This window comes from Microbacterium sp. TPU 3598, assembly GCF_002356155.1.
In the GTDB taxonomy this organism is placed as follows: Bacteria; Actinomycetota; Actinomycetes; order Actinomycetales; family Microbacteriaceae; genus Microbacterium; species Microbacterium maritypicum_A.
Genome location: NZ_AP017975.1, coordinates 2,878,774 through 2,890,465, shown reverse-complemented (window position 1 = coordinate 2,890,465; position 11,692 = coordinate 2,878,774). Strand labels below are relative to the sequence as shown.

The following is an 11,692-nucleotide window of genomic DNA, read 5'->3' as shown; positions in this document are numbered from 1 at the left end:
ACGCGGCGTCGTCGATGTCAGCGGGAGTGGCCGTACTTCCAGCTCACGGCATCGCGGGGCGAGTCCACGAGGACCGCATCGACGCCGACGCGGGCGAGGTCTCGATACCGTTCGGCGTCCGCGACTCCGATCGCCATGAGATTCACACGGTCGGTGGGATCGATGCACCGCACGGCCTCGCGATCCCAGGGGGTGACTTCCACCTCGCTCTTCGCCGTACCCGAGGTGAAGGTCTCACTGACGGTGATCTTGCGGCTATCCTCGAAGGCCATCCAGGTTCCGGCCGCGGGCGGCGGCTCGCACTCGTGTGCGAGGGCGATGTCGAGGAGTCGCTTGCGGGTGACATCGCGGTCCTCTGCGACCTGGACGTCTCCGGCGTCACGGGCTCGACCGGTCGCGGCCGCATCCGTGGAGTAGATGACGGTGTTCTCCGTGCGCTCCGCATCGCGGAGAACGGCGACGACCGCGTCGGCCAGAGGAACGGGATCCGCCTGCTTGAGATCGAGGAACAGCAGGCGTTCGGCGGGGATGTCCGCCAGAGCCTGTCGGAGTGTCGGGAGAAGCGCCGGGACGTCGCGATACGGCGTCTCTTCCGATCCACGAGGGCGGAAGTTCCATCCGGCGTTGAGCGCGGTCAGTTCTGCGGCGGTCTTCTCCGCCACGGTCCCCGTCCCGTTCGTCTTCTCGTCGAGGCCGATGGGCCGGTACAGCACGGGCACGCCGTCGCGAGAGAGCTGGACGGTGATCCAGAGCGCGTCAGCGCCGTCCTCCAGTGAACCTCGGATGCCCTCCCTGGTGTTCTCCGGGTAGTCGGCGGTCCCCGCCCGATGAGCCACGATCAGCGGCGCCTCTTGCCCGTAGCCGGTTTCGGAGTCGGTCCCGGTCTCGGTGCCGGTTTCGGTGCCTGTCCCGGCTCCGACTTTCGGGGGCCGATCTGCCGCGATCATCGGCGCGACGCCGAGCACGAGACCGAGGGTCGTGATACCCGCCACGCGCGCCCAGAATGGATGCTGCTTCGAGAACATGGTGATCTGCTCCTTCGTGAGCCCGCCGCTGGGATCTTTCCCGCCATCAGGTAAATGTAACATTTTAGACTTTCGGCCCTCGGTTCGATCGGCGTCGAAACACATCCCCGTCCGCGGCATCCGCGCGTCTACCCTGAAGGCATGAAGTACGCAGACTCGATCGTCGACCTCGTCGGCGACACGCCCCTCGTGAAGCTGCAGCACGTCACCGAGGGCGTCGCGTGCACGGTGCTCGTGAAGCTCGAGTACCTGAACCCCGGCGGTTCCTCGAAGGATCGCATCGCCGCGCGGATCATCGACGCCGCGGAGGCATCCGGCGATCTGAAGCCCGGGGGGACGATCGTCGAACCCACCAGCGGCAACACCGGAGTCGGCCTGGCCCTGGTCGCCCAGCAGCGGGGCTACAAGTGCGTGTTCGTGCTGCCGGACAAGGTCGGCGAAGACAAGATCGACGTACTCCGTGCCTACGGTGCCGAGGTCGTGGTGACCCCCACATCGGTCGCCCCCGACAGCCCGGAGTCGTACTACAGCGTGAGCGACCGGTTGACCCGCGAGATCCCCGGAGCCTTCAAGCCGAACCAGTACGAGAACCCGAACGGTCCGCGCAGCCACTACGAGACCACGGGGCCCGAGATCTGGCGCGACACCCACGGCGAGGTCACGCATTTCGTGGCCGGCGTGGGCACGGGCGGAACGATCACGGGGACGGGGCGGTACCTGCGAGAGGTCTCGGAAGGGCGGGTGCGGATCGTCGGGGTCGACCCCGAGGGCAGCGTGTACAGCGGCGGCACCGGTCGTCCGTATCTCGTCGAGGGTGTGGGCGAGGACATCTGGCCCGGTGCGTACGATCCCACGGTGCCGCACGAGATCGTGGCGGTCGGCGATGCCGAGGCCTTCGCGATGACCCGGCGCCTCGCCCGCGAGGAGGGCATCCTCGTCGGCGGATCGAGCGGGATGGCCGTCGTGGGCGCGCTGCGCATCGCACGTGACCTGCCGGCGGACGCGGTGATGGTCGTGCTGCTTCCCGATGGCGGGCGCGGATACCTGGGCAAGATCTTCAACGACGGATGGATGCGCTCCTACGGGTTCAGTGACGTGGAGGACGGGGAGACGGTCGCCGACGTGCTCGCGGCTCGTCCGCTCCGGCCGGGAGCGGGGCTCCCCGATCTGGTGCACGCCCACCCGACCGATACCGTGCTCGAGGCCATCGGCATGATGACCGAGTACGACGTCTCGCAGCTGATCGTGCTCAGCGCCGAACCGCCGGTCATGATGGGCGAGGTGGTCGGCACGGTCGACGAGAAGGGGTTGCTCGACCTGCTGTTCCGCGGTGAGGCGAACGCGACCGACGCCGTGGGCGCCCACGTGGGGGAGAGGCTCCCGCTCGTCGGCATCCACACCTCGGTCGCGCAGGCCAAGGCCGCGCTCGCCGACGCAGACGCCCTGCTGGTGACCGAGGACGGCAAGCCGCACACGGTGCTCACCCGTCAGGACCTGCTGGCGTATCTGTCGCGCTGAGAGACACCGAGAGGTCGGCCGACCGAGAGGTCGGCCGACCCGGGGCGTAACCAGGAGGCCGTCCCCGCAGGCGCGGACGTAGGCTGAGACACATGTCCGATCATGCTTTCGCCACCCGAGCCATCCACGCAGGACAAGCGCCCGACCCCGTCACGGGAGCGATCATCCCGCCGATCTACCAGTCCTCGACGCATGTGCAGGACAGCGTCGGCGGCCTGCGTGCGGGCTACGAGTACAACCGTGCGGGCAACCCCACGCGGTCCTCGCTCGAGACCCAGCTCGCGGCCCTCGAAGGGGGCGCGAGCGCGCTCTCGTTCGCGTCGGGACTCGCCGCGGAGGATGCGCTGCTGCGTGGCATCCTCAAGCCCGGCGACCACATCCTGCTCGGCAACGACGTGTACGGCGGCACCTACCGGCTGCTCACCCGGGTCCTCGCACCGTGGGGGATCGAGACCACGACGGTCGAGCTCTCCGACGTGGATGCGCTCCGCGCGGCGATCCGTCCCGAGACGAAGATCGTGTGGCTGGAGACGCCCAGCAATCCGCTCCTGAAGATCGTCGACATCGCTCTGATCGCCGAGATCGCGCACGCGGCCGGCCTGATCGTGGTCGTGGACAACACCTTCGCCTCGCCGGCGCTGCAGCAGCCGCTCGCGCTCGGCGCCGACCTGGTGGTGCACTCCACGACCAAGTACCTGGGCGGGCACTCGGATGTGCTCGGCGGCGCGGTCGTGTTCGGCGATGATCGGTTCTTCGATCAGGTCAAGTTCCAGCAGTTCGCGGTCGGAGCGGTCTCCGCCCCGCTGGACGCCTGGCTGACGACCCGCGGCATCAAGACCCTGGCGCTGCGGATGCGGCAGCACTCCGAGAACGCGCAGGCCATCGCCGAGTGGGCGCAGGATCGGCCGGAGTTCGCGCAGGTCTACTTCCCGGGACTGGCCTCGCATCCCGGCCACGAGATCGCCGCGAAGCAGATGAGCGGTTTCGGCGGGATGCTGTCGCTCGGTCTCGCCGCCGGCGCCGACGCGGCACGGGCCTTCGTCGAGAGCACCTCGGTGTTCCAGCTCGCCGAGTCGCTCGGTGGCGTCGAGTCGCTCATCGGATACCCGCCGGACATGACGCACGCCTCCGTGCGCGGCACCGAGCTCGCGGTCCCGGAGAACATCGTGCGCCTCTCCGTCGGGATCGAAGACGCGGGCGACCTGGTCGCCGACCTCGAGCAGGGACTCGACCGCATCTCGCGCTGACGTCGCACCGGGCCGTGAGAGACGCACCTTCGCATCCGCGGGGGTGCGTCTCTGCTCTGCGCGTGGGCGGGCGGACGAGGCCGTGGCGGCGGTAACATGGGGGCTTCCCCGGTCGAATCGATTCGACCCTTGCACCCCCTGAACTCTGGAAGGACGTCGTGTCCGACGCTCCCCGCACTGATTCCCTCCCCGTCGTGAAGGCGGGGGATTCCGCCGCCGACGAATCGCGGATCCCGCAGCCCGAGCGCACCGCGACGGGGAGCATCCGCATCCCCACCGCGACCGGCGCGATTCGCACCCTCGGCGCGAACCCTGCCACCGCGCCGATCATGCTGCACCCGGGCGATGCCATCTCCCTGGGCCGCCGCACGCTGTACATCATCCTGCTCGGCGCGCTCACCGCCCTCGGCCCCTTCACGATCGACCTCTACCTCCCGGCGTTCCCGGTGCTGGAGCAGGACTTCCAGACCACGGCCGCCGCGATCCAGCTGACCCTGACCGGAACCATGATCGGGTTCGCGCTCGGCCAGCTCGTGGTCGGACCGCTCAGCGACAAGGTCGGTCGTCGCGTGCCGCTGATCGCCGTCACCGCGCTGCACGTGCTCGCGAGCGTCGGGGCGGCCTTCGCACCGGACCTCGGGCTGCTCAGCGTCGCCCGCGTGCTGATGGGAGTGGGTGCCGCGGCCGGCGGCGTGGTGGCCATGGCGATCGTGCGCGACCTGTTCGGCGGGCGTCGACTGGTCGTCATGCTCTCCCGCCTCGCTCTGGTCTCGGGCGTGGCACCGGTCATCGCGCCCCTTATCGGCTCGTGGCTGCTCACGCTCATGCCGTGGCGCGGGATCTTCGGCGTGCTCGCGGCCTACGGCGTGGTCATGCTGCTGTCGACGATCCTGTTCATCCCGGAGACGCTGCCCGTCGCCCGGCGCCAGGGTCACGGTGGCGCCACCATGCTGCAGCGATATCGCTCCGTGCTCTCGGACCGGGTGTTCCTCGGCGTGCTCGTCATCGGCGGGATGACCTTCTCCGGTCTGTTCTCGTACCTGTCGGCATCGCCGTTCCTGTTCCAGGTGACCCACGGGCTCGACGCGCAGCAGTACGGTCTGCTCTTCGCCGTGAACTCGCTCGGCGTGGTCGTCGGCGTGCAGACCGCCTCCCGCTTGGCCGCACGCTTCGGACCGCAGTGGGTCATGGCCTACTCGACCGCAGTGTTGCTGCTCGCCGGCGTCGCGATCATCGTCACCGACCAGCTCGGCCTCGGCCTGTGGGGCACGGTGATCCCGCTGTTCGTCTTCATGACTGCTTGTGGCTTCACATTCCCGAACGTGCAGGTGCTGGCGCTCGACCGCCACGGGAAGGCCGCGGGAACCGCGGCATCCATCATCGGCGCGACGAACTTCGGCGTCGCCGGGCTCATCTCGCCCGTCGTCGGCTGGCTCTCGCACGACGCCGGGATCACCGCGACCACCATGGCGTCCGTCATGGTCGGCTGTGCCGCGATCGGCATCCTGTCGTTGTGGTTCGTCGTGCGCCCGCGCACCGTCGGGATGCTCGCTCCCTGAGTCTTCAGGTGTCGTCCGACAGAATAGGACGATGAACAGGCGCATGCTGCTGTGGTGGGGAGTGGGCCTCCTCGCGCTCGCAACGGTCCTGGGCGCCGTGGTCGTGTTCGCCTACCCGCAGACTCCGGGATTCGACCACTGGTGGAACGAGACGATCGCCGGGGTCCGCGCGGACTGGATGGTCGACTTCGCCCTCGTTCTGAACTGGATCGGCGGCGGCTGGGTCGCGATCCTCGGGGTGCCGCTGCTGGCGATCCTGGCGCTCGTGCTCGCACGGCGCTGGCGTGGCGCGCTGTTCGCGGCACTCTGCTTCGCCGCCAGTGCCGCCGGCGTGCAACTGCTCAAGCAGCTCTTCGGGCGGGCGCGGCCCGACGACATGCTCGTGGTGAGCGACTACGGCTCGTTCCCCTCCGGGCACACGGCGAACGCCGCGACGATCGCCCTCGTGCTCTGGGTGCTGTTCCCGCGCGTCTGGGTCGCGATCGTCGGCGCGGCGTGGGTGCTCGCGATGGCGCTCTCGCGCACCTTCCTCTCGGTGCACTGGGCCAGCGACACCCTCGGCGGCGCCCTGGTCGGCGCCGGCGTGGTGCTGGTGCTCGCCGCCTGGTTGCTCCCGTGGGTGCAGCAGAAGAAGTCGGCGGTCGAGGCGCCGATAGGCTGAGAAGACCCGTCCCCAGAGGAGTCGTCGTGTCTCGCATCCGTCCGTACCGCCCCACCGATCGTGCCGCACTGTATGAGATCTGCGTGAAGACGGCCGACGCCGGGGCAGATGCGACCGGCGTCCTCTCCGACGACTCGCTGTGGGGCGACCTCTTCGCCGTCCCCTATGCCGAGCGTCATCCCGACCTCGCCTGGGTGGTCGAGAGCGATGACGAGCGCACGATCGGCTACATCGTCGCGACCGACGACACCGATGCCTTCTACACCTGGTTCCGCGAGGAGTGGTGGCCGACGCTCGAGGGTCGCCACCCCCGGCCGGCGGAGGTGGTCACGCGGGAGGATCGGATGATCGACTACGGCTACAGCCGCGCCGCCGGCATCGAGCCGAACGTCGCGGATCACCCGGCCCATCTGCACATCGACCTGCTTCCCGAGACCCAGGGTCAGGGGCTCGGTCGCCAGCTCATCGAAACGCTGTTCGCCGAGCTGACCCGACGCGGAGTGCGCGGGCTGCACCTGGGCATCGATCCGAACAACACCGGAGCCGCCGCCTTCTACGAACGGCTCGGGATGACGCGTCTCCCGGCCGAGCCCGGCGGACAGATCTACGGCGTGCGCTTCGACGACTAAACGCCGAACGATCGCGTGGGCGAAGCGAAAGAGCCCCCGCTGGCGCGGAGGCTCTTTCACTTTTGGCGGTGACGGCGGGATTCGAACCCGCGGTTGCTTGCACAACACACGCTTTCCAAGCGTGCTCCTTCGGCCGCTCGGACACGTCACCAGGGAACAACCTGTCCATCCTATCCGATGCGAGGACGACGACGTGACAGGCCTCTGGGGTCCGCGACCTGAACGTCCACCGATGTGAAATATTGCACGTCACACGTCACCTGTATAGCCTCATGTGAGGACGTATCGCATTCGCTGGGGGTGCGGCGTCCAGAGGGGGAGCATGGACGCGAGCTCGATCATGACGGCGAGAGACCGCCACCGCACCACGACGGCTTTCGAACAGTGCGTCAGCGGAAGACGGAACCTCGTCACGGGCGCCGTGTTCTTCGTCGAGGCGGGTGACCACGTCGGTGCGGTGCTGAGCCAGACCCGCCTCGACGACATCGTGTTCGCTCCCGCGGGCGGTGTCGTCATGAGCAGCGGCTCCCGGGTGATCCCCTACGACGGTGCTCTGCGCGAGCCCGGCGATCGGATCATGTTCGACGGCGGGCAGACGTTCGAACTCCGGGAGTACGTGGCGGCTCCCTTCCTTCCGATCGTCGGGCCCACTCTCTTCCGGCAGTGCAACGCCGCGGGCGTGGCCGCGTTCCTGAGCGATGCCGATACGGCGAAGGACTCCGGGATCTTCATCGATCCGCTGCTCAGCAGCACGGTTCTGCTCGACTCCCTGCCGTCATTCCTCGGCTCCGGCCGCGAGGGAGAGGCCCTGCCCCGCGTGCACGTCACCGCGGAAGGCGAGTACAGGGACGGGCCAGACGGGCTCCTGCTCGGCGAGGTGGGCGACGGGCGGGCAGACATCGAGGCCCGCGCAGGAGAAGGCGCCGGCCGAGGGCGGGCGTTCGCGCGCGTCGTCGACCGCGGGATGCTGGAGGCCGATCTCGACGACCGGCCGTGGTTCGCACGGTACATCGGCGCGATCGACCTGCTGCGTCGATGGGAGGGAGTTCCGAATCGCCCCGCCATCTCCGGCTTCGGCGGACACCTCGTGCGGGCTCTCGACGAACTCGCCGCGCTTCCGGGAGTCGTCTCACCACGCGTCCCGTACCTGCTGACGGGCGACGGCGAGGAGTGGATGCTGATCGATCCCGTGAGCCGGCGCGGGATCCGGCTCGGCATCGACAGCGCACGCGCGGCGGAATGCCTGATCGCGACGGCGGACGAGTCCGCGGCGGTCGGATTGCTGGCGGCCGAGCTCGGCAGGGGGACGAGCAGCGTCGCCTCCCTGGTGCAGGAGGTCCGATGCCGATTGGCGGTGGTCGGCCTCGATCCCGCCGCGGGCGGGCAGGCGGGACTGTGATGCACGACGGTGAGCGGGTGGAAACAGGGGAAGTCAGCGGAGCGCGGGCACTCCGCGCATGGATCACCGGGCAGGGGGAGGGGCACTCGCGAGTGTTCCTCCTCGAGAGCGGGGCTCCGGCAGCCGATGTCGCGAAGGTGGCGCGCGGCGACGACGTGGTCCTCCTGCCGGTGGAGAGTGGGATGTACGACGGTCTCGGCAGCGTGGTGCGCTACCGAGGCGCACTGCGAGAAGCGGGTGACGAGCTGTTCCTCGGCGAACACGGCGTCGAACTCCAGGACTATGTCGCTGCTGCGTTCGTCCAGATCGTCGGCCCCACCGTGGTGCGCTTCTTCGACGCATCCAGCGGGCAGGCCTTCCTCGAGGATGCGGAGCTCGCTCGCCGAACCGGGGTCTTTCCCTCGGCGTTGATCGACCCACGGGTGCTGCTCGCGGACCGCGACGCCCTGGACTGCCCGAGGGAGATGAAGACTCCGAAGGCGCTGCGAGTGGGTGCGGACGGCAGTGTCGGCATCGGCGTGCAGGGGCGGACCATCGGCACCGTCGACGACCTGCCGTCCGTTCTCGCCATCCCGCTGCCCCGGGCCGCGGCGCTGGGAGAAGTCGCGACGGGGGATGGGTTCGCCGCCGACCTCGCGAGGCGGGAGTGGATCGGACGCTACCTCAAGGCGACGGACCTCATGAAGATGCTCCGCGCAGAGAACGGCGCCGCCCGGGTCTCGGGATTCGGCTGGTTCCCGATCGACGACGACCTCTCGGATGCCGAACCGTTGACTGCGGATCCGTTTCTGCTCGAGACCGCCGCCGGTTTCATGCTCGCAGACACCGGGACCCTGCGCCGCCAACTGCTCACGCCATCGACGGCCCGGGTCATCGCGGTGATACAGACGTCGAGCACGATCGAGATCGCCACCGAGCGCGTGGCCCGGCTGCGGGGCACATCGTCACCGGACGCGCGTGACCTGTGCCTGCAAGCCCGCACCGCTCTCAACGTCCACACGGGCCGGCGTACCGGATCCGCTGACGGGACGAACGGGGCCGAAGGATGACATCGCCGCACGCGCTGTGGACCTCGATGCTCCCCGCGGACTCGACCTTCGCACCGGAGCGCGTCGCCGTCGGCGCTGCCGGGAACCGGATCGAGTTCGCTGACGGATCCACACGTCTCTGCGCGACGAGCGGTCTCTGGAACGTCCCTCTCGGGTTCGGCAACCCGACGGTCGTCGAGGCCGTCAACAGGGCGAATCACGATGCCTCCTATCTCTCGCTGTTCCGCGCGCCCCATGAGTACGCGCAGCGCGCGGCCGAAGCGCTGATCGAGCTCGCGGACCCCGTCCGCTACCGCCGCGTCATCTTCTCGACCTCGGGAGGGGCGGCGAACGACGCGGCGATGAAGCTGGGCAGGCAGTACTGGGCGCAGAAGGGACTCGCGTCCCGCTCGTTGATCGTGGGCCTGAAAGGCAGCTATCACGGCACGGCATACGGCAGTCACGCCCTGAGTGGGGACGACCTCCTCCAATCCGTCTACGCCGTCGACCGCCGGTCGGTGCGGCATGTATCCCACCGCGACGACGGCGAGGAGCTCGAACGGCTGCTGCAGCGGGAGGGGGCGCGCGTGGCATCGGTCGTGGTCGAACCCGTGCTGGGCAGCGGTGCCTACGCGCTGTCTGAGGCGTTCGTCCAGCGTCTGCTCGCACTGCGCGAGGAGTACGGCTTCCTGATCGTCGCTGATGAGGTCGCGACGGGCTTCGGCCGCACCGGGACGATGTTCGCCACCGACAGGTGGGCTGCGGCACCGGACATCCTCATCCTCTCGAAGGCGCTGACCAACGGGGCGATGGGTGCGGCGGCGCTCCTGGTGGGGGAACGGGTCGCCTCGGAGTTCGTGCGGGGCGGGTGGACGTTCGTGCATGGCGAGACCCAGGCGGGGACGCCGGCTTGTGCGGCGGCGATCCTCGCCGTGATCGAGGAACTGCGCCGCATCGATGTGGAGTCGACCGCTCAGGCACTGGGTATCGACCTGCTTCGCCTCGCGGCCGAGTGGGAGGCGGACGGTGTGGTCGCGGAGATCACCGGACGCGGGTGCTTCCTGGGACTCGGGCTCCGCCACGCGGACGAGAGCCCGCTCTCTGGGCCCGACATCCTTCGCGTCGTCTCCGCGATCGCGGACAACGGCGTCCTGGTGCAACCGGGCCCCAGCTCCATCGAGTTGATCCCGGCCTACGGATTCACTGCGGAGGAGCTTCTCGCCGTGGACGTGGCCATACGTGCAGGCCTGGCCCGAGGAGTGCCGGGATGACCGCGGAGTTCGGTCGACTTCCCACCCTGTGGCAGGGGGAAGGGGCCACCGGCCGGTTGACGAAGCACCTCACGGCCGGCCGAGAGAGCCTCATGATCGTGGATTCGGCGGTACCGGTTGCCCTCCCGTCCGGGCGCCGGACCACGACGATCCAGATCGATGCGTCGTCGGTCGACGTCGCTGCAGTCGTCGAACTGGCCCGACAGATCGTGCGTCGATCGCCGAGCGTCATCGTCGCGGTCGGCGGCGGAACCGTTCTCGACGCCAGCAAGATCGCCGCGCTCGCTCTCGCTCGGGGGCGGGTGTTCGACTTCGCCATCGGGCATGCGTCGAGGTCGGCGCTGACTCTCCTTCCCCACGCATTGCCACCCGTCGACATCATCGCCGTGCCGACGACGCTCGGCACCTCGTCGGAGACCAACAGCGTCGGAGTGCTCAAGAACGACAGCGGATACCGGCTCATCGTGGGTCTTGCCCTGAGGCCTCGCCACGCGATCATCGACCCGGGCAATCTGGCTTCGCTGACGCACGCCGCCGTCCGGGAGGGAGCACTGGAAGCGCTCCTCCGGGTAGCGGGCGCCTCGACGAGCTCGCGGAGGAGCGCGCGGCAGAACCGAGACGCCGTCGCGCTCGGGAGAGCCGTCCTCGATTCCGCCACCCGTGACCCGGACTCGCGCGGGGGAAGGATGCGTCTCGCTCGACTCAGCGCGGCGACCCAGCGCAGCGCGGCGCTGCGGGGGCCGGACCCCTACAGCGCGCGCCACTGGTATGCGGCGAACGAGATCGCCTTCGTGCTGGGGGTCCGCAAGATCGTCGCCACGGCGGCGGTCATCGGCGCGGTCTGGCGGCGGATCTGCGCAGGAGACATGCGCTGGGGAGACCGGCAGAGTCTCCAGGACTTCTGGGTGAACGTCGTGGGCGGGATGGCATTACCGCTGGACCCGCCGACGGGCATCGAGGCCCTGATCGAACGGTGGGGAATCGAGCGTGCTCCGAGACCGAGCCCGGATGACATCGATCGCATCTCCGTCGCCACAGAGAGAGCGTGGGGAAGACGCCACCCGATGCTGCCGGGCCTCCTCGCAGATGACTTCCGTGACGTGCTCCACGACTCACGGTGGAGTTCTGAGCTGGTCGGCCCTGATCGCCGACCTCCGATTTCTGTTGCGAAGGAGGTGAATTAGATGGGCGAGAAAGTCGAGAGCAGTATCCGGTTCCAGGAGCTGGAAACCATGGAGGCCCCCAGTTGGGAGAGCTTCTATCAGGGCGCGATAGGGGCGTTGGTCCTCATCGGGATCGGCGCAGCCGCGGCCACCTGATCCCTGGCACGCGCAGCGACACGGAAGGGAGGTGAA

The 11,692-nt window shown here is 69.0% G+C and carries 11 protein-coding genes and 1 tRNA gene; 10 read left to right on the top strand and 2 right to left on the bottom strand.

Translation table 11 applies throughout. The features are described from left to right. Nucleotides 1-17 precede the first annotated feature (17 nt). Nucleotides 18-1,025: a glycerophosphodiester phosphodiesterase family protein gene (locus MST3598_RS13710; protein ID WP_051670948.1), complete on the bottom strand. Its 1,008-nt coding sequence runs from the start codon at nt 1,023-1,025 to the stop codon at nt 18-20. Between the two features lie 141 nt (nt 1,026-1,166). Here MST3598_RS13710 and MST3598_RS13705 point away from each other — a divergent pair, with 141 nt between their 5' ends. From MST3598_RS13705 to MST3598_RS13685, 5 genes are all read left to right on the top strand, one after another. Further along, nucleotides 1,167-2,543: a cystathionine beta-synthase gene (locus MST3598_RS13705; protein WP_029258740.1), complete on the top strand. Its 1,377-nt coding sequence runs from the start codon at nt 1,167-1,169 to the stop codon at nt 2,541-2,543. A 92-nt stretch (nt 2,544-2,635) separates the two neighbouring features. Continuing rightward, a complete protein-coding gene (locus tag MST3598_RS13700) occupies nt 2,636-3,790 on the top strand; it encodes a cystathionine gamma-synthase (RefSeq protein WP_029258739.1) in 1,155 nt (384 codons plus the stop codon). Between the two features lie 158 nt (nt 3,791-3,948). Further along, nucleotides 3,949-5,349 carry a multidrug effflux MFS transporter gene (locus MST3598_RS13695; RefSeq protein ID WP_029258738.1) on the top strand — a complete coding sequence of 467 codons (1,401 nt, stop codon included), beginning with the start codon at nt 3,949-3,951 and terminating at the stop codon, nt 5,347-5,349. A 31-nt stretch (nt 5,350-5,380) separates the two neighbouring features. Beyond that, on the top strand, nt 5,381-6,010 hold the full coding sequence (locus MST3598_RS13690) for a phosphatase PAP2 family protein (RefSeq protein ID WP_029258737.1): 630 nt from the start codon (nt 5,381-5,383) through the stop codon (nt 6,008-6,010). A gap of 26 nt (nt 6,011-6,036) precedes the next feature. Next, entirely contained in the window at nt 6,037-6,639 is a 603-nt protein-coding gene (locus MST3598_RS13685) for a GNAT family N-acetyltransferase (RefSeq protein WP_029258736.1), read from the top strand. Between the two features lie 63 nt (nt 6,640-6,702). Here the strand turns inward: MST3598_RS13685 and MST3598_RS13680 are convergent. Further along, nucleotides 6,703-6,790 (bottom strand) — tRNA-Ser (locus MST3598_RS13680). A 171-nt stretch (nt 6,791-6,961) separates the two neighbouring features. On the opposite strand from MST3598_RS13680, the gene mpaB (MST3598_RS13675) reads away from it, so the two are divergent. The 5 genes from mpaB (MST3598_RS13675) to mpaA1 are packed head-to-tail and all read left to right on the top strand — an operon-like array spanning nt 6,962 to nt 11,656. Continuing rightward, nucleotides 6,962-8,038, top strand: a complete 1,077-nt coding sequence (mpaB, locus tag MST3598_RS13675) for a daptide biosynthesis RiPP recognition protein (protein WP_036271504.1) — start codon at nt 6,962-6,964, stop codon at nt 8,036-8,038. Further along, on the top strand, nt 8,038-9,087 hold the full coding sequence (gene mpaB, locus MST3598_RS13670) for a daptide biosynthesis RiPP recognition protein (RefSeq protein WP_029258734.1): 1,050 nt from the start codon (nt 8,038-8,040) through the stop codon (nt 9,085-9,087). Before mpaB (MST3598_RS13675) ends, mpaB (MST3598_RS13670) begins: the two co-directional genes overlap by 1 nt. Further along, entirely contained in the window at nt 9,084-10,337 is a 1,254-nt protein-coding gene (mpaD, locus tag MST3598_RS13665; protein WP_029258733.1) for a daptide-type RiPP biosynthesis aminotransferase, read from the top strand. The genes mpaB (MST3598_RS13670) and mpaD overlap by 4 nt, the downstream gene beginning before the upstream one ends. Further along, nucleotides 10,334-11,521, top strand: coding sequence for a daptide-type RiPP biosynthesis dehydogenase (gene mpaC, locus MST3598_RS13660; RefSeq protein WP_029258732.1), 1,188 nt, complete (start codon nt 10,334-10,336; stop codon nt 11,519-11,521). Before mpaD ends, mpaC begins: the two co-directional genes overlap by 4 nt. Beyond that, a complete protein-coding gene (gene mpaA1, locus MST3598_RS18770; RefSeq protein WP_021199159.1) occupies nt 11,522-11,656 on the top strand; it encodes an MpaA1 family daptide-type RiPP in 135 nt (44 codons plus the stop codon). Nucleotides 11,657-11,692: the final 36 nt, after the last annotated feature.

What these genes read in the sequence shown, in the direction of transcription:
- MST3598_RS13710 (WP_051670948.1), bottom strand. Translation starts at nt 1,025, where the DNA reads ATGTTCTCGAAGCAGCATCCATTCTGGGCGCGCGTGGCGGGTATCACG.
- MST3598_RS13705 (WP_029258740.1), top strand. Translation starts at nt 1,167, where the DNA reads ATGAAGTACGCAGACTCGATCGTCGACCTCGTCGGCGACACGCCCCTC.
- MST3598_RS13700 (WP_029258739.1), top strand. Translation starts at nt 2,636, where the DNA reads ATGTCCGATCATGCTTTCGCCACCCGAGCCATCCACGCAGGACAAGCG.
- MST3598_RS13690 (WP_029258737.1), top strand. Translation starts at nt 5,381, where the DNA reads ATGAACAGGCGCATGCTGCTGTGGTGGGGAGTGGGCCTCCTCGCGCTC.
- mpaB (WP_036271504.1), top strand. Translation starts at nt 6,962, where the DNA reads ATGGACGCGAGCTCGATCATGACGGCGAGAGACCGCCACCGCACCACG.
- mpaB (WP_029258734.1), top strand. Translation starts at nt 8,038, where the DNA reads ATGCACGACGGTGAGCGGGTGGAAACAGGGGAAGTCAGCGGAGCGCGG.
- mpaD (WP_029258733.1), top strand. Translation starts at nt 9,084, where the DNA reads ATGACATCGCCGCACGCGCTGTGGACCTCGATGCTCCCCGCGGACTCG.
- mpaC (WP_029258732.1), top strand. Translation starts at nt 10,334, where the DNA reads ATGACCGCGGAGTTCGGTCGACTTCCCACCCTGTGGCAGGGGGAAGGG.
- mpaA1 (WP_021199159.1), top strand. Translation starts at nt 11,522, where the DNA reads ATGGGCGAGAAAGTCGAGAGCAGTATCCGGTTCCAGGAGCTGGAAACC.